The sequence below is a fragment of the Microbacterium mangrovi genome (assembly GCF_000802305.1).
In the GTDB taxonomy this organism is placed as follows: domain Bacteria; phylum Actinomycetota; class Actinomycetes; order Actinomycetales; family Microbacteriaceae; genus Microbacterium; species Microbacterium mangrovi.
This window is the reverse complement of sequence record NZ_JTDK01000006.1, coordinates 140,236-160,366: the sequence shown is the minus strand read 5'-3', so window position 1 is coordinate 160,366 and position 20,131 is coordinate 140,236. Positions and strand designations below refer to the sequence as shown.

1 protein-coding gene (cut by a window edge) is annotated in these 20,131 nt (G+C 73.1%); it reads left to right on the top strand.

Annotated features, from left to right (window positions below):
* Positions 1-117: 117 nt before the first annotated feature.
* On the top strand, positions 118-20,131 hold the 5' portion of the coding sequence (locus tag LK09_RS04605; RefSeq protein WP_039396596.1) for a calcium-binding protein. It continues 16,289 nt past the right edge of the window; 20,014 of the gene's 36,303 nt are visible here — the first part of the coding sequence; it begins with the start codon at positions 118-120; the stop codon falls past the right edge of the window.

Below are 20,131 nucleotides of genomic sequence, written 5' to 3'. Positions count from 1 at the left end.
TTCGCTCTGTACAGCCTGTGATCGGCGTGTCATACTCGGGACCGTCGGGCGATCGGCTAGGCAATTTCGGCCCCGCTCCGGCATCCGGGGAATGTGACGAACGCGCTGGGGCATGCGATGGTACGGGACGCGTCGAGCGATCGGGATCGGTCTGATCCCGGCGCTCCGCCTGCGCCCTCGCACCGCTCGGGCCGGCTGGCCGGCAAGGCCCTGATCGCGGGCCTGGTCAGCGTCGCCCTCATCGTCACGGGGGTCGGTCCGGCGACCGCGGCCGTGCAGCCGGCGGCGCCCGCCGCCCCCGCGCCGGCCGCACCGTCGTTCGCGACGCTCCCGCAGCGCGCCACGGCCACGACGCCCTCGTCGCACCTCCGCGGAGCGCGCGTCGTCACGGTGCACGTGCTCTCTCCCGACCGTGCACGCGCCCTCATCGACCAGGCCGTCACGGCCCGGGATGCCGCGATCCGCGCCGCACAGCAGCAGCAGCTGCGGCAGGCCCGGATCACACAGGTGCAGCACGCGCGCCAGTCCGCCGTCCGCGCGACCGTCACCGCGAAGGAGCGCGCCGCCGCCGCGCAGGCGCAGGCGAACGCGAAGCTGCAGGAAGCCCTCGCCGCGCTCGCCAAGGCCCTGTCCACGTCGCAGTGCACGACCGTCGGGGGAACGCCGGGGCACCCGGCATCGATCTCGTGCCCGATGGACCACGGCGGCGCGTCGGTGTCGGGCAACGGGACCGGAGTCACGACGAATCCCACCCCCGCTCCGAGCGCGAGCCCGACGACCACGCCGGCCCCCGACCCGACACCCACGCACCTGGAGGCAGCCGCCCTCCCGTCCGACCCGGTCGGACCGGATGCCCGGCTGAGCGACGCCGACCTCGCTGCCGCGGTGGCGCAGGCAACCGCCGAGTGGAAGGCCGCGGGCGCGGACGTCCCGGCGATCAGCGCGTCGGTCGGCTCGCTGTCCGGCACCACCCTGGGGCAGACCTCCGGCACGACGATCACGATCGACGACGACGCGGCCGGCTGGGGCTGGTCGCGCATGAGCCTCATCACGACGGTGCGGCACGAGATCGGACACGCGCTCGGCGCCGAGCACAGCAGCGGCCTGATGGCCGAGACGCTCGCGCCGGGCGAGACCCACGCGGTGGATGCCGCGCTGCTGCCCGCACCGGCCGCTCCGGCACCGCCTGCCGCACCGCAGCCGAGCACCGCACCGGCCGCACCGGCGCCGCCGACGGCGCCCGCAACCGGGCCCGGCACGACCGACCACGCGCCGGCCTCGCCGGGCACCGACGACGCCACCGGCTCCCCCGCGAACGGCGCGTCCGCCGGAGCACCCGTCCCGGTGCCGACCGTCGACCCGTCCGTGACTTCCGGAAGCGCCGCGCAGGGGTGGTCGGTCACCGGCTCCACGGCGACGCTCGCCCTGACCACCGCGCAGGCCGCGGCCGGGCGTCTCGCGCTCCGTGGCGGTCGCCTTGTGTTCAGCACGACCGGCGGGCCGTCGATCTCGCTCGACGCGGGCGGCATCACCGCCGTCGTCGTCCGGGGAACCGGACCGGGAAGCTCGTTCACCGTGGACCTGTCCGGCCTCGCCGGACTCGCGGTGGGACTGGAAGACGCCGCCGACGCCCTCGCCATCACCGGCATCGGCGACGCCGTGCTCTCCGGTGTCGACGGGCACCTCGGGCTGGACACCGCGCTGGCGCACCTGACGTTCCTCGCGCCGCGGCTGTCGGCCCTCATCACCGGCACGGGCACCGTCTCGGTGACCGGCGACGCGCGCCTCCCCGGTGCCGATCTGACCATCTCGGCGCGGTCGGTGCGGGTCGGCCCCGGCACGACGGTCGACACCCGCTCGGACGACGGTGACGGCGCGATCACCTTCCTCGCCGGCGACGCGGCCGCGACCGACCGGGATGCCGCGGCATCCGTCGTCGTCGACGGCGCCGCCCTCGCCGGCGGGACGATCACGCTGAGCGCCGAGGCGGCGCGCCGCACGGGGGCGCACGCGTCCTCCGCCGCCGCCGTGACCGTGCACGACGGCGTGCTGAACGCGAGCGGCGACATCGTGCTGCGCAGCACATCGACGTCGCAGGCCTCCGCCTCCGGGCGGTCCGCGAGCGCGCGGAACTCGTCGTCCGCCCTCACGACGGTGACCGGGGCGTCCAGCTTCACGACTCCCGGTGCCGTCCGGCTGGAAGCGCGCAACGACGCGTCCGCCACGGCGATCGCCGTCGGCGACGAGACGGTCGGGATCGCCGATGCCGACCTCCTCCGGCTGACGCACGCGGTGGTCGAGGGCGACCAGCACATCACCGCCGCGCAGCTGGTGCTGCTGGCCACCTCTAGCGGCTCGCTGCGCGTCACGGCCTCCGGCTCCGGCGGGGCCGCGCCCGCAGTCTCCGCCCTCGCGGCGCCCGCCCTGGCCGCCGCCCCCGATGCAGACGCCGTCGCGGTCGGACGCGCATTCCTCGAGACGATCGCCGCCGTCGCATCCGGCGCGCACCTGACCCTCGGCGACACCGCCGCCACGCTCCACGCCGAATCCGAGTTCACCGGCTCCGCGTCGGGCACCGGCGGTGTGTCCGCGCTCGTGGTGAACGACGTGACGCAGAGCGCCGTCGCCGACCGGAGCACCCTCGCCGGTGCGACAGACCTCGCGGTGACCGCCGGCACCCGGCACACCGCCGAGGCGTCCGGCGGCAACGGGTGGGCGCTCGTCTCCTCGACCGTCGGCACGCGCGCCACCGTCGGCAGCGGTGCGCCCCTCGCCCTCTCCGGAAGCCTCGTGCTGCGCGCGGCGCAGGATGCCACGGCCCGCGCGACGGGGGCCGGAGCCGCGCTCGTCGTCGGCTCGCACGACGTGGCCGCGACGCTCGGACGGGGCGCCGTCGTCGCCGGCCGGACCACGATCGACGCGACCGAACGCTCGGTCTCCGCCGCCACCGTCACCGCGGCCGAGACGCTGCGGGTCGCCGCGCCGGTGGGAATCCTCGGGGCGCTCGGCGGGGTCCAGGCGAACGCGATCGCGGCCGCCTTCCCGGCATCAACCCCGGTGCACGGCATCGCCGCCGCCGTGGTCGGCGCGTGGGCCGCCGCATCCGTCCGCGGCGGGTCCGGCGGCGCGAGCCCGCTGCAGTCCGGCGACGTCGTCCGCGTCACTGCGACCGTCAGCGGCGGGAGCTCGGCGTCGGGCTCCGACTCCGCGACCGCCGGCGCCGGCGTCCTTCCCGCCGCGCCGCGGGGAGCGATCGTCACCGTCGCCAACCCGGTGATCGCCGGCTCCGACGTCACGCTGCACGCCGGACGCGGTCCCCCGGCCGACGGCACCGTCGATGACCCGTCCACCGCCCGCGTCGTGCGCGACGCACCCATCACCCTCCTCGACCCCGCCGCGGTCCTCACCGTCTCGCGCCCCCTGCAGACGCCGGCATTCCAGCCGCCTGCGGGTGCGGTGCTCGTCTCCGCGGCACGCGGCGGCACGATCTCCCGCGACGGAGCGACCCTCGTCTTCGCCCCCGGCTCGCTGCCGGCGGACGCCTGGGTCACCATCACCGCCCGCCACGACGTCGTCGACGGCATCCTCTCGGCCTCGGCCGTCTACGACCTGCGCGCCTACGACGCCCGCACCGGAGCGGCGATCACGACGTTCGCGATCGCACCGGTCCTCACCATCGCCGTCGCCCAGCCGGGCACGCGCATCTGGTACGTCGCCCCCGACGGCACTGTCCAGGCGATCACGAGCTCCGCTGCGGACGGGACCGTGTCGGCCGCGCTCCCCCACTTCTCCGACTACGTCGCCGGCTCGCCGCTCGCCGGAATCGTCGGTGCGATTGTCGCCCAGCTGCAGGCGTTCCTCGCCGGCGGTTACACCCACGATCTCGGCGACCTGTCGCTCGGCTCCGCCGTCACGTTCCAGGGCGTCACGCTCACCATCGGATCGCTGACGGCGACGGCGCCGTACAGCGGCAGCGCGACCCTGTCCGGCACCTTCCGACTCGCGTTCGCCGCCGGCGGCACGACCGTGACGGCATCCGCACCGCTGGCCGTCACCTACACGCTCACGAACGCCGCCGCGCTGGATGCCGGGGTGCTCTCGATCACGATCGGCGACGCCACCACCGGATTCGACGTCGCGGTCGCGGGCGGCTCCACGACCATCGCCGGCCTGCACATCGCGACGGCGCGTGTCACCCAGACCGGCCCCGATCTCACGATCACGGCCACGGGGGTCACCGCGGCCTTCGGCACCCTCGCCGGGATCGGCGGCGGCGCCCTGAAGATCGTCTCGTACTCCGACACCGGGGATCTGCTGGTCTCGCTCACCGGAGGGAGCCTCACCCTGGCGGGCGGCGCCGCAACGCTCGGGGACGTGTCGGTGACCTACACCACCGCCGGCGGGCTCTCCCTCGCGGGCAGCGTGCAGCTGGCGCTGGCCGGGACCACGCTCACCGGCACGGCCACCGGCGCCGCCACGGCCTCCGGGACCACCGTCACGGTGAGCGGGCTGGCCGTCACCCTCGCGGCCGGAACGACCGAGACCGTCGCCCTGACCGGAGGCACCGGCATCCTGACGTTCGCCGCCGGAGGCGTGAGCGGCTCGGTCGCCGCGACCGTGGTCGCCACCGGGCTGGTGACCGCCACCCTCGCCGGGCGCCTGGACATCGACACCGCCGCGGGGACGATCGGCATCGCCCTCGCCGGCCGCGGCCTCTCGCTCGACCTCGGCGGCGGCCTCACCGTGTCGGACGCCGTCGTCGGCGTCTACGTGCGCTCGACGTCGTCCGCGACCCGGGTCGCGGTGGATGCCGCCGGCACGGTCGCGCTCGGCGGGTGGACCGGCGTCGCCCTCACCGGCGCGTTCCACGCCCGCGTCAACCAGTTCACCGGCGCCGTCAGCACCACGATCGCCCTCGCCGACGGATCCGGCGACGTCACGGTCGCCTTCGGCGCCGGCGAGGCGGGGTCGCTCACCGGCACGGGACTGACCCTCGCCGTGCTCGGTCAGCGGATGACCGCCGACCTCGCGCTGGTGCGCACCGCCGCGGGCTACACGGTGACAGTCAGCCACCTCGTCCTCGCCTTCGGAGACGGGCAGGGCGCCACGGCCACCTTCACGGACGGCTCCGGGACCCTCACGCTCGACGGCTCCGCCGCGACCGCGAGCCTCAGCGGAACACTGCACGTCGCCGTCCCCGGCCTGGCGTACGACGGCGCACTCACGCTGGACCTGAGCACCGGCACCACGCCTCACGTCTCCATCAGCGGCACCGACGTGAGCCTGACGCTGGCGGGGCAGGCGATCGTCTTCGCCTCCCTGACGGTGTCGCGGACGACCGCCGCCGGAGCGGTCCAGACCACCATCGCCGTGACCGGTGGCACGTTCGCGGTCACCGCCGGCGCGACCGACCTGCTGGCGCTGGACCACGTCGCCGGTGCGCTGACCGTCGCGGCGACCGGCGTCGCCGGCACGCTCACCGCCGGCATCTCCTCGGACCTGACCGCGCTGCAGTTCGCCACCACCGTCGCCGTCGCGATCAACACCGGCAGCGCCGCGGCCGGCACGCTGCCGGGCGGGCCGTTCCTGCGGATCTCGGCCGCCGGGACCACCATCACCGTCGCGGGGCAGGCGCTGCAGGCCGACCTGACGTTCGAACGCGGAGTGGATGCCGCAGGACACACCGTCGTGCGGGCGGCCATCGCGAACGCGCAGCTCGCGCTCGGTCCGGTCGGTGCGCCCGTCGTGTCCCTGACCGGCGGAACCGGCGGGCTCGTGGCCTCCGCCGCGGGCATCGCCGCCGTGTTCGCCGGGGTGATCACCCTCGCCGTTCCGGGCGTCGCGCTGACCGGAGTCCTCGGCGTGCGGATCAACACCACGACCGCGGCCGTCGACGAGACGGTGACGGCGGGGTCCACCCCGGTGGCGATCGTTCTTCCCGCCGCGGCCGGCGCCTCCCTCCAGCTGACCGGCGGCGACGTCACGCTCACCGTGGCCGGGCAGCGGCTGACCGGGACGCTGTCGTTCACGCAGGCATCCGGCATCACCAGCGTGTCGGTCGCCGACGGCACGCTGGTGTTCGGCGACGGGATCGCCACCCTCACGGGCGTGTCGGCCACGCTGACCGCTGCGGCCTCCGGCGTGTGGGGCAGCTTCACCGGGACGCCCGCCCTGCACCTTCCCGGCGTCTCCACCACCGCGACCTCGCTGACCGTCCAGCTCAACACCGACGGCGCCGACCACGGCGGCATCCTCGCCGGAACGGTGCGCGTCGGAGCCACCGGGCTCGACGTCTCGGTGGCGGGCATCCTTCTGCACGGGGACGTCTGGGTCGAGCGCACCGTGGCCGGCGGAGTCGCCTCCTACCGGGTTTCGGTCGCCTCGGGCACGGTCACCTTCGGTCCCGTCCTCACCGTCAGCGCCGTCAGCGGAACCCTGGTGATCCTGCCGACCGGAATCGCCGGACGCCTCAGCGCGACCGTCGCCGTCAGCAGCATCCCGGGCGTGACGATTCCGCCGGTCACCGCGACCGTCGCCGCGAACACGACGCCGAGCCCGGCCCTCGTCGGAGCGGAGACGCTCCCCGCCGGCCCGTACCTGCGCATCGACCTCGCGAGCGCGTCCGCCACGATCGCCGGCGGCGGCACGATCAGCGGCTCGTTCTCGTTCCTGCGCGCGGCCGGCTCCGGCGGCGCCATCGAGACGGTGGTGGCCCTGAGCGGCGTCACCGTCACCGCCGAGGGCGCCGCGCAGCCCGAGCTCTTCGACGGCACGGGCGCATTGATCGTCCGAACCGGTGCCGGCGGCGGCGTCGCCGGGTTCCTCTCCGGATCGGCCTCCCTCGGCGGCGGCGCCGTCTCGGTGGGCGGCTCGGTGCTGCTGCAGGTGAACACGATCTCGGCGGACGTCGACACCACCGTCACGGTGGCGGGCGTGGCGATCCCGTTCGCCATCGCGAAGCCGGGACCGAGCGGCGTGACGTTCGCGCTGTCGGCATCCGACCTGAGCATCACCGTCGGGGACTTCGTCACGATCGAGGGCAACGTCACCTACTCGGACGCCGTCGTCAGCGGGCAGGCGGCGAAGGTGTTCGCCGGGACCGGGCTGACCGTGTTCCTCGGACGCGGACCGGCCTTCCTCGACAGCGGTTCCCTCAACCCCCTCGCGATGGGCGTGCTGCTCACGGACGCCACCATCGGCCTCATCAAGATCGGGACGACGTGGGCTCTCGTCGCGACCGGCACGGTGCGCATCATCGGCGTGCCCGGCGTCACGCTCACCGGCACCACGAGCGTGCGGGTGAACACGACGGGGCGCGTCATCTCGCAGACCATCGACATCCCCGGCAGCACGGATCCCGGCGTCGCGGTGAGCTTCGCCGACACCGCACAGGTCACGTCGTTCACCGTGGCCGGAGCTCAGCTCTCCTTCGGCGGGCAGTCCTTCGGCGGCACGTTCGCCTTCGACCGCAACGCCACCGACGTGACCCTGCACGTGACGAATGGCACCGTCGCCCTGGGCGGCGCCGTGCAACTGTCGGCGATCACCGGAGACCTCGTGGTGCGCGCGAGCGGCATCGCGGGCGTGCTCACCGCCACCGTCACGATCGCGGCCCTGGGGCTGCAGAACGCGACCGCGGGCATCGCCGTGAACACCGCCGCCGCCGCGGTCACCGTCGGCGCGACGGAACTGCCGGCCGGCCCGTTCCTCCGTGTGACGCTCGCCACGGGCCCCGTCACCGTGCTCGGACAGTCCCTGCAGGCGCAGGTCGCCGTCGAGCGGACCACGACCGGCGGCGTCACCACCACGATCGTCGGACTCTCGCACGTGTCGCTGTTCCTGGGGGACGACGGCGGCACGACGGGCGACCTCACCGACGACATCGGCGTCCGGCTCAGCGACGGATCGGGCATCCTCGTGCTGACCGCCGCGGGTCTGGCCGGACGGCTCACCGGCACGGTCGCGGTGCGCCTGGGCGGAACCGCCCAGCTCGACGGCGCCCTGACCGTCGCCGTCAACACGACGGGGGCCGCCGTCAGCGCGCTGGTGCTCGTCGGCACCGACACCGTGTCGGTCGACGTCGCCGCCGGCCCGTTCCTGCGTTTCGAGGGCACCGGCCTGGTGCTCACCGTGCTCGGCCAGACGATCAGCGCCGACGTCGCGATCGAGAAGGTCACCCCGCTGACCGCCGCCGGCACGCCGGACACCTCCCGGACGGTGCTGCGCATCGCCGCGGCGAACGCGTCGCTGAGCCTCGGCGGCGGCCTGTTCGCACTGACCGGGGGCAGTGCGCTGATCCTGCTGTCCTCCGCGAACGGCACGTCGGCGCTCGCCGGCCGGGTGTCCGGCGACGTCACCCTCTCCGTGCCGGGCGTCGCGGCCTCCGCGGGCATCGCGGTCGAGTTCAACACCGGTGTCGGCGCCGTCGACCAGGCGTTCACGGTCGGTGGGCAGACGCTCGCGCTGACGCTTCCTCCGGGCGGAGCCACCGGCTACCTTCGGGCCACCGGCACCGCGGTCACCGTGTCGATCGCCGGTCAGACGCTCACCGCCGACCTCGATCTCGTGTCCGCGGGCAGTACGCTCACCGTCACCGTGCGGGGCCTGCACCTCGTGCTCGGCGGGGGCCTGTTCACGGCCGACCAGCCGACATCCGGCGGCGGCTCCACCGCGACCCTCGCCTTCACCTCCGCCGGCACGTTCGGAGCGGTCACCGCGACGGTCGCGCTCGGGGTCGCCGGACTCGCCTTCGGCGGAACCGTCCAGGTCGCCTTCAACACCACGACGAGCGCGCAGAACGTCGCCGGAATCACCGATCCCCTGCCCGCGGGCCTGCTGCGCGTCATCGCGACCGGACTTCAGCTGACCGTCGCCGGTCAGACGCTCACCGCAGACCTCACCGTCGAACGTCTCTCGACCACGGGCGGCGGCACGGTCGTCCGCATCGGACTCGCGAACGCGACGACGACGCTCGGTCCGCTCACCGCCGACGGCGGCTCCGGGATGCTGGTCGTCACCGGCACCGGCGTCGCCGGCTCGCTCAGCCTGCACGTGTCGGTGGCCGACGCGGCCGCCCCGTTCGCGCTCGACGCCACGCTCGCGCTGCTGGTGAACACGACGGGCTCCGACATCGACCAGACCCTCACGGTCGGCACGGGAACGGTGCGCCTCGTGGCTCCGGCGGGGCCGTACGTGCGGCTCTCCGCCGCCGCGATCACCCTGACCGTGCTCGGGCAGGCGATCCGGGGCGACCTCGTCGTCGAGCGTGCGACCTCGTACGGTCCGGACGGGCTCCCCGGCACGGCCGACGACTCCACCGTCACGCGCATCGCGCTCGCGAACGTCCAGGTTTCGCTGGCAGCCGGCGCGGCACGCGTGGGCATCGCCGACGGGCAGGCGCTCTTCGTCGTCACCGCGGGCGGCGGCCTGGCCGGACGCGTCACCGGCACGGCCTCCGTGACCGGGGTGCCCGGCCTGACGCTCGCCGGCACTCTCGAGCTCGACGTCAACACGACCGCCGGCGAAATCTCCGAAGCGGTGGTCGTCGGAGATCAGACGATCACGGTCGACCTTCCGGCGGGCGGTACCGGCGGATACGTGCGCATCGCCGGGACCGGCGTGCAGCTCACGGTCGCGGGCCAGACCGTCGCCGGCGACGTGCAGATCGTCCAGGATGCCGGGGTGGTGACGGTGACCGTCGCACACGGCATCCTGAGCTTCGGCACGCCGGCCCTCGTCAGCGCGAAGAACATCGCCGGCGTCCTCCGGCTGGGGCCCGCCGGGATCGCCGGGTCGCTGTCCGCCGACCTCGCCGTCTCGATCTCGTCGCTGAGCGTCACCGGGACGGTGGCCGTCGCCGTGAACTCCGGGCCGGCATCCGTCGTCGTCGGCGGCACGGCGATCGATCCCGGGCTGGTCGTCACGGTCACGGGCGCCACCCTGATCGTCGGGGGCCAGTCGCTCGGCGCGGGCGTCGTCGTCGTCTCGCGGACTCCGACCGGCGACGTGACGCTCGTCGTCACCGACCTCACGCTCACGCTCGGCGCCTTCGTGAACGTGACCGCGGCGAACCACTGGCACGGCGCCCTGCTGGTGACCGGCACCGGCGTCGCCGCGACGTTCGCCGGCAGCACCACGGGGGTCTTCACGCTCCCGGGCCTCACCCTCGGCGGTGCCGTCGCCCTCACGGTCAACACGATGCCCACGGCCGTGCGCCGCACCGACCTCGGCATCGACGTCCCCGCCGGGCCCTTCGTCGATGTCGCCGTGACCGGCGGCACGCTCGCCGTCGTCGGCGGACCGGCGTTCTCGGGCAGCTTCCTCGTCTCGCGCAGCGCCGCGGGCGACACGAGCATCGCCTTCAGCGACGTGTCGGTGGCGCTGACCGCGACCGACGGGCAGGGACTCAGCATCCAGCACGGCACCGGTGCGTTCCTCCTCACCGCGGGCGGCATCGCGGGCCTGTTCTCGGGCACGCTGGCCGCGGCCGCGGGCGGGCTGGATGCCTCCGGCACGGTCGCGGTGCGCTACAACGGCACCACCCAGACCTTCGACCGGACCTTCACGGTGGGCGGCGTCGGCGTGCCCCTGAAGTTCGGCGCCGGCGAGGTCCGCGACCCGTCGGGCAAAGCCTGGATCGCGGTGGCCGTGTCGGGCACGCTCAAGCTCGGCGACTTCGTGGAGATCGCCGGCTCCATCGCCTTCGGCGGCGGGGCACTGTCGGTGTCGAACCTGACGATCTTCGTCGGCCAGGGCCCCGGCTTCGCGGGCACCGACGCCGCCGGCAACGCCGTGCGCAACCCGTTCGCCGTCGGACTGTACCTCTCCGGCGTTTCCGGGCAGATCGCCGGATCGTCCGCCACGAACGACCGCGCCGCGGCGCTGTCGGGAACCGCCGAGCTGGTCGGCATCCCCGGCGTCACGCTGAGCGGCACCGTCACGGTGCTCTACAACGAGGCCACGGTCGAGCAGACCCTCGGCACCGGCGACGACGCCGTGACGATCGCGGAGGGGACCGCGACCACGCCGATGATCTCCGTCACCGGGGATCTCACGCTCGCGGTCGCCGGGCAGCAGCTGACCGGGACGTTCGGATTCACCACGCTCGCCGGCGGCGGACTGCGGGTGACCTTCGGATCCGCCGCGCGCGACGGCGGCACGCCCCTCACCCTGAGCCTCGGAGGCGGCGCCGTGGTCGCATCCGTGGCCTCCGGCACCCTCGACCTCACCCCGGCGGGCGTCGCCACCGTGCTCACGGCGACTCTGACGCTCAATGCCGGCACGGGATTCACGCTGACCGGCGCCGGCGGCCAGCCGGCGTCGATCCGACTGCAGCTGAACACCGGCACCGCCGCGAAGACCGTGCAGGGGGTCGTGCTGGCACCGCAGTCCGTGCGGGTGCAGCTCGGCACGCTCGCGGCGCCCGCCGAACTCAGCATCGCAGGGCAGACTCTCGCCGGGGTGTTCGTGTTCTCGCAGGTGCTCGGGGACGTCGCACCGGGCGCCCCCGCCGGAACGCCCCGCCCGAGCACGGCGGTCATCATCGCGAGCGCTCTCACGCTCACCCTCGGGTCGGCGACCGCCGGGGTCGCCCTGACCGACGGCTCCGCGGTGTTCCTGGTGCAGGACACGGGTCTCGCCGGGCGCGTCACCGGCACGATCGCCGTCCACGTCCCCGGCGACGCGGTGCAGTTCAGCGGAACCTTCACCGTGACCGTCAACACCGGAGCTGCGGTCTCGCAGACCTTCGTGGTCGACGGCACCACGATCGACCTCGCGCTCGGCGTCGGCCCCTTCGTGCAGGTCGAAGGGCGGGATGTCGTCCTCGCCGTCGCCGGACAGCGCCTGACCGCGGACGTGCTCCTCAGCCAGGATGCGGCGGGCACGACCGTCGCCCTGACCGATGCCACCCTCGTCCTCGGTGATGGAACCACCACCTTCGCCACCCTGACCGTCGCGACCGGCAGCTTCACGATCGACGGCGCCGGTGTCCACGGGAGCCTGAGCGGCTCGCTGGTCCTGGCGGTTCCGGGCGTGGTGCTCACCGGCGACTTCGCACTGACGCTGGGCGCGGCCTCGTTCTCGCTCACCGGAGCGCACATCGCGGTTGCCATCGGCGGGTTCACCCTCACCGACGGGACGATCACGGTCACCCAGACCGGCGCCGGCGCCGCCCGCATCGTGGACATCGCCGTCGCCGCGGGACTCGACCTCGGCTCCCCCATCGGCGCTCTGACCCTCAGTGGCGCCCTGCAGCTGAACGGCGCGGGGCTGGCCGGCATCCTGAGTGTCGGCACCGCCGACCCCGCCGGCATCCCGCTGGGCGGCGCGGTGCACATCGGCGCCGCCGCCCTGCGGCTGGAGATCAACCGCAGCACGCAGGCCGTGGTGCTCGCGGACCTCACCCGGCTCGAGGCCGGCCCGTACGTGCGGCTCACCGGCACCGGAGTGACGATCGCGATCGGCGACGTGAACCTGACCGCCGACCTGGTCTTCCAGCAGACGACCTCCAGCACCGGCGCGACCCGGACGGTGATCGCCGTCGCCGGCGGGCGCGTCTCCCTCGGCACCGATGCGCCGATCCTCAGCGGAGTGGAAGGCCTCGTCATCCTCACCGCCGGGGGCATGGCGATGCGGCTGGCCGGCACGCTCGACCTCGGTTCGCTCCTGCCGGCCGGAGTGACCGTCACCGGATCGTTCGCGGTGTCCGTCAACCAGTCGGCGACCCGCGTCGCCGAGTCGGTCACGGTGGGCGGCACGACCGTGGCGCTGGATCTGCCCGGCAACCTCGGGGTCAGCGTCAGCGCGACGGGCGCCGTCCTCACCGTCGCCGGGCAGACACTCACCGGCGACTTCTCCTTCCGCCGCGCCGGGACGGTGACGACCATCGTGCTCGCGCACGTCGGCCTGCGCGTCGGCGACGGTGGCAGCGACATCCTCACCCTCTCCGGCGGCACCGGCGTGCTCACCCTCGAGTCCACCGGGATGCACGGCACCGTCTCCGGCACGGTCGCCGTCACCGTGCCGGGTGTGGCGGCATCCGCCGGAATGGACCTCACGATCGACACGCGCCCCGCGACGAAGGCGCTCTCGTTCGCGGTCACCGGGCTCGTGCTGAACGTGGCCGGGCAGCAGCTGCACGGCGACTTCACGTTCGAGCAGTCCGGCACCGGAACCGCACGGGTCGTCAAGGTCGGCGCCCAGCACGTCGGGCTCTTCCTGGGCGATGCGGATGCCGGCGTCGGCGTCACGCTCACGAACGGATCGGGCGTGTTCGTGCTGACGTCCGCGGGCCTGGCCGTCGACATCACCGCGACGCTCAACATGACCGGCATGGGCTCGCTGCCCGTCGATCTCGGCTCCGGGCTCACGGTGCGGCTGCAGGTCAACACCGGAACGGCCGCGGTGAACGCCACCGTCGGAACGACGACGATCACGCTGCCCGCGGGCCGGTTCGTCCGCGTGCAGTTCACGGGCTCCGTCACCGTGCTCGGCCAGTCCCTGTCGGGCACCTTCTCGTTCGAACAGGCGCGCGCGGCGGGCGCCGACGGCATCCCCGGCACCACCGACGACGTGTCCGTCCTGCGGATCGCCGCGACGAACGTCGGACTCTTCGTCGGGGCGGACGGCGGCACGCCCAGCCAGTCCGACGACATCGGACTGCGGCTGTCCGGCGGCACGGCGCTGCTGCTCATCGGGCCCTCCGGCGTCGCCGGCCGCATCGCCGCGACCGCCACGGTCGGCCTCGGGATCGGCAGCCCGGTGACGGCGGCCGTCGCCGTGGAGATCAGCGACCTGCGCCGCACCGTCGGCGGAAAGGTCGTTCCGGTCGCGGTGTCGGAGACGTTCACCCTGGGCGACACCACCTCCACCCTCACGCTGGCAGCGGGGCCGTACTTCACCGTCGCGGTGACCGGACTCGCGCTCACGATCGGCGGCCAGACCCTCACCGCCGACGTCTCGTTCACCCACGCCACCTCGCTCGGCGCCGACGGCGCGTTCGGCGGCGGGGACGACGTCACCACCGACCGGATCCGGTTCGCGAACGTGACGCTTCGCCTGGGCTCCCCCGACCGCGACGTCGTCGTGGTCACCGGCGGCAGCGGGGCGTTCGACATCGTCGGCGCGACGTCGACCGCGCACGGCGGCGTGGCCGGCTCGCTGCAGGGCACCATCCAGGTGCTCATCCCGGGCGTGACCTTCCAGGGCACGCTGACCGTGCAGATCAACACACTCGCCGGCGCCTACACGCCGGCCGGCACCACCACCGCCCTGGCTCCCGGGGTCACGATCGGCGGCACCGACATCGTCCTGGGCATCGCCGGCCAGAAGCTCACCGGCGGATTCTCGTTCACGAAGAAGGCCGACGGCACGGTCGCGATCTCGCTGACGAACGTCTCCCTCGCCCTCGGGGACGGCACCGCGACCTACGTCACCGTCACGGTCGCGAGCGGCGACATCCTCATCGCACGCACCGGTGTGACCGCGGCTCTGACGGCCGGGATCAGCACCGCGGCGGGCTCGCCGCTCGCGGGGGTGTTCGCCCTCTCGGCGACGGCGACGCTGCAGATCAACACGACGAACGCCGCCGTCGTGCTCGGCTCGCCGGGAGTGACGGTGCCGGCGAACAGCCTGCGCGTGCAGGTGGGCACGAGCGCGACCCCTGCGACCGTCACCCTCTTCGGCCAGTCGATCGCCGGGGTGGTGCTGTTCGAGCAGATCAAGACCGCGGCAGGCACCAGGGTCATCCGGCTCGCCTTCAGCAACGTGGACGTCTTCGTCGGCGATGCCGCGGCCGGCACCGGGGTGCGCCTGCAGCACGGTCAGGGCGCGTTCATCGTCACCCCGACCGGCATCGCCGGGCAGGTCTCCGGAGACATCACGCTGACCGGCCTGCCCATCACCCTCGGCGCCGCGGTGTCGCTGCAGGTGAACACGCTGACGGATGCCGCCGGCAACGGCGTCGCCGTGAACGAGACGTTCTCGTTCGGCGACGGTACCCCCGCGCAGACACTCACCCTGCCGAAGGGGCCGTACCTGCGGATCGCGGCGACCGGCATCCAGGTGACGATCGGCGGCTCCACCGGGGTGACCCTGCTCGCGGACTTCGCGCTGGAGAGGCTGGGCACCGGGGCGCAGGCGGTCACCCGCATCGCGCTCGCGAACGTCAGCCTGACGGCGGCGCCGGGCCTGACCGGCTCGAACCCGGGACTGGTGAGCGCGTCCGGCTTCTTCGTCGTCTTCCCGCCGGGAGCCACGACCGCGACCGGGGTGACCACCGCGACCGGGGGCATCGCCGGCCTCATCGTCGGCACGGCCGACACCGGCGCCGGACCGTTCAGCGCGCACGCCTCGGTGGGTCTGGCGATCAACACGACCGGGCAGATCGTGAAGCAGACGATCACCGTCGCCGGCAAGACGATGTCGATCGATCTCACCGCGACCGCGTACACGTTCATCGCCCAGGACTTCAGCTTCGACTTCGGTGACGTGCTCGAGATCCGCGGCGGACAGTTCTCCATCGGGTCCGACGGATCGTTCTCGGGCACCGGGCTGGAGATCTTCATCGGCTCCGGGCCCTCCAAGCTCGACGACGGCAGTCTCAACCCGAAGGCGATCGGCGTGCTCATCACGGGCGCGACCCTGCAGTTCCAGAAGGCCGCGACCGGCACGGGCTGGGCGCTCACCGCGACCGGAACTCTGGCGCTGCTCGGTCTCGACGGGCTCGGGATCACCGGCACCGTCGCCTTCTCCGTCAACACCGCCGACACCGCCATCCTCGGACTGGCCCCGGGCGTCTTCAGCTTCGCCGCCACGGGCGTCACCATCACGGCGGGCGACGCGGTGCGGATCACCGGGTCGCTGCGGCTCAGCCGCCAGCCGAACGGCGCCCTCGACGTCTCGCTGCCGACGGCCGGCATCCTCGTGAAGGTCGGCGGACGAAGCGTCGCCTACCTCACCGGCTCGGCGACGTTCGGCATCGCTCCGGGCACCGGGTTCCAGCTCGGCTCGTTCACCGTGACCGACTTCGCCCTGTTCCCGTCCACCGACCCGGTGCCTCCGGCGTCGCCCGCCCTGCCCGCGCAGCTCACGGGCGTCCTCGCCGGCCCGGTTCCCGGAGCCGTCGTCACCGGTCCTTCGCTCACCTTCATCGACGTGACCTTCACCCCGACCGACGGCACGGTGGATGCCACGAGCGTCACCGACCCCGGTGACGAGATCGTCGTGACCGTGTCGGGCATGGCGAGCCCGCTGCAGATCACCGGTGTGGCCGCCGTCTCCGGCAAGGTCAACACGTGGCGGTACACGCTCGCCGGCGGGGCGAGCCTGCCGGCCGCGGCGGTCGTCACCGTGCGCTTCGTCGACGGCAGCGTGCGGGCGACGACCTCGGGCGGGACGCCCACGGTGTACACGCTCACCGGATCCGCCCGCCAGTTCTACCTGTTCACCCCGCCCGCCGGGGCGACCGGCACCGCGGCCCTGCCCGGTCCGCTCGCCTCCCTCGCCACGACGACCGTCAGCATGGGGCAGCTGAACGCACAGGGCTACATCGACATCACCTACACGTCCGTCCCGGCGGCCACCGGCGGCGTCGCCGCGCCGATCGACAAGTCCTCCATCGAGAACCGCACCACGGCGCCGTTCACCCTCACCGGACCCATCGGTGACCTTGCGATGAACGGCAACTCGCCGATCATCGTCGGGGCGCCGCTGCTCATCGCCGGCGAGGCCGCGGACGCCACCACGGTGACGTACCGGTACTTCCTCAAGGACAAGAACACCGCGAACACCCTGGGCCTGTTCGCCGGGCAGGCATCCGGTGCGCTCACCATCACGCTCCTGGCGGGCCAGGTGCGAAGCGGCACGGGCGGGACGCAGGCGGCCAACTCGGCCCAGACGCTCACCATGACCGTCACTCCGAGCGCGGTCGGCGAAGCCACCAGCGGCGGCCCCGTCTCGCTCGGCCCGCTCACCCTGCAGGGACCGACCGTGGGACTCGGCGGATTCGACTTCGTCGACGGCAAGGTCGTCGTCTCGGTGACCGTCGGAGTGCAGCGGGCGTCGCTCGCCTTCGGCGGCGGCGGGACCCCCACCAACGCCCAGTCGACCTCCGGCGTCACCGTCGACCTCATCGGGCTGTCCGGATCGTTCGAGCTCGCCGTCGACGTGTTCGGACTGCTGAGCGGCAACGTCGATGTGCGCCTGACCGGCAAGTGGGGCATCCAGGTCGCGGCTCTGGACGCACAGGTGCCGGGCGTCGCGCGCTTGCAGGCCACCGGCATCCGGGTCACGTGCGACCCGAAGGCGCCCGCGAACCAGCAGCTGGTGCGCATCAACACGGCGACGATCACCTTCCCGTCGGTGGGCGTCACCGGGTCCCTGCGTCCGTACGACCCGGCGCACGCCTCCAACATCGACGCCAACAACGATCAGACGCTCACCGACCCCGCGATCATCCCGGGCCTCACGATCTACGGCGACGGGTTCAAGCTCGGCACCGCCGAGCTCGCCTACGGCCTCCCGCCGACCGCGGGGCAGGCGGATGCCGGCAACGGGCTCACCACCACAGCACCGGACAAGCAGATCTCGCTGGGCGGCATCCTCGTGCTCGACGACATCCGCATCGGCGTCTCCGGCCTGGAGGTGCGGTTCCCGTCCGGTGCCGCAGCGACCGCGAACTTCACCGGCGCGATCTACTTCGCCACCGGCGGGGCCAAGCTGTTCCCGGGCAAGCCGTTCAGCGCGACGCTCAGCGATCGCAACAGCGCCGACGACAAACGCGCCGACGGCTCGCCCGACGACGAGGCGTTCCGGGCGACCCTCACCTTCACCGACGGACACGTGGATGCCTTCCAGCTCACCGTCGACACCCTCGAGATCACGCTCGGCTCGTACGTGACGCTCACCGCGCGCGACTTCCGCCTCGACACGGGCGCGACCGGCAGCCAGCGCCTCGCCCAGTTCGGCTCGGTCGGAGCGAAGGTCACCATCGGCTCGCTGGCGATCAGCGGCGAGGGGCGCAACTTCGCCATCGACGCCGACGGGTCGTTCGAGACGATGCCCGGCTTCGGCGTGTTCCTCACCGTCGGCTCCGCCACCGGCGACTCGTTCAAGTGGCCCTCGTTCCTGCCCGTGCACATCGACGCGATCGGCATCCAGTGGGCGGACATCCAGCACAAGCCCGGCGACTTCGTGCTCATCCTGTCCGCCAGCGTCACCGGCATCCAGGGTCTGCAGGGCCTGCAGATCACCGGCGCGATCCAGGGCATCCGCATCCAGCCGTCGCTGCTGCTGGAAGGCAAGTTCCCGATCATCGGCATCGACTCGATCGGCGTCACGGTCAAGGGCAAGATGTTCGGCGGCGACGTCAGCGCCGGCCTCGTCGGCGGCATCGAGAAGCTGGACGCGAACTACAACATCATCGGCACGTTCGACACCACCACCCCGGTGGCGCAACGCGTCTTCTACCTGGGTCTGGACGGCACCATCTCGATCGCGGGCCTGGCCGGATTCGGGATCCGGCTGGGGCTCTCCGAACTCGGTCCGCTGCAGGTGTACCTGTCGGTGAACGTGCCCGGCGGCATCCTGCTCGAGCCCACGACCGGACTCAGCATCAACGACTTCGCCGGCGGCGTCGAGTTCTTCAAGACGCTGCCCTCGATCGACGACCCGTTCGCGCTGCGGTCGAACGCGTTCCAGCTGCCCACGGTGCTCACCGCCGACCAATGGATGGCCTCGCTCCAGCAGCAGGTGGCGGCGCAGGCGCTGGCGATCCACAACAACCCCGGCCAGAGCGGATTCGCCGCCGCGTTCACGTCGCCCATGGTGATCACCGGTTCGGCGAAGATCTACTCGATCTACACGTCCCAGGCGGTGTTCAACGGACAGGTGATCGTGAAGATCTCCACCGACGGCAAGATCCTCATCGTCGGCAAGCTGAACTTCGCCGCCGACAGCATCTCCATCTCGGGCCGGCTCTACGCCGACCTGTCGAAGGTGGCGACCGGGAACGTCACCGTGCTCTTCCTCGCGGACTTCCCCGACCAGGTCCGGCTGCTGACGATCTACGGCAAGCTCAAGATGGGCTTCCGCAATTCGTCCGGCCAGGAAGTCACCTTCGCCGTCGCCCCGGGTGCCGACCCCGTCGCGACCGGCACCGCACCGGGCATCGGCCTCGGCTCGCCGTCGGCGAGCGGCGGCACGGTCGACGCGGGCGTCGTCAACGGCACGGCGGGGTCGACGAAGACCATCGACGTCGTCTACACGCCGCCGGCCGGGGCGAGCCTGGACGTCGCCCGCATCCTGAACGGGACCACGCGCTTCACGATGTGGCAGGGCGGCACCCAGCGCACCTTCACCTTCACGAACCCGGTGCCGATCGTCGCGGTCACGACGCCGAGCGGCATGGTCTTCGTGCCGCTGCAGACGGATGCCACCGGCGCGTTCTACCTGCTGAACGGGACGCGCGTCGACGTGCTCCTGCGCAAGGACGCCACCGGCGACCTCCTGGAGGCGGCGGTGCGGCTGACCGGAACCACCCGTTTCCGCTATTCGATCGGCACGGCCGCGCTCACCATGGGCACGTGGCAGGTGCGGTTCGCGGCCGGCGCGGTGAAGAACGCCGACCTCACGACGAACGCCGGCACCACCCCCGGCGCCGGCAGCGCGGCCACGACGCTCACCTTCACCGTGACCGGCGTCGTCCCGACGATCGTCGGACCGACGCCGGGCGCCTCGGTGGACGTCAACGTGATCAACGGTCGCGCGTGGCTGACCGTCACGTACACGAACCCGTCGATGTTCACCATCGACCCGGCCTCGCTCACCGATCTCGGCGCCGAGTTCCAGCTGAGCGGCGCGGGCCTCGGCACCGTCAAGGTGGACGGCTCGCAGGCGCCGATCTGCACCGCCATCGCGACCGGCTTCCAGTGCCGCTACTGGCTGACCGGACGCTTCGCGACCACCGGCGCTGTCCAGCTCGCCTTCCTCCCCGGCAGCTGGTCGTACCTCGTCTCGATCACGGCGCCCCTGACCGTCACCGACGAGCCCACCGCCACCGGCAGCGGCAGCGTCGGCCTGCTGTTCTCGTTCGGCACCGCACAGGGCATCCCGTCCGGCTGGAGCGTGGACC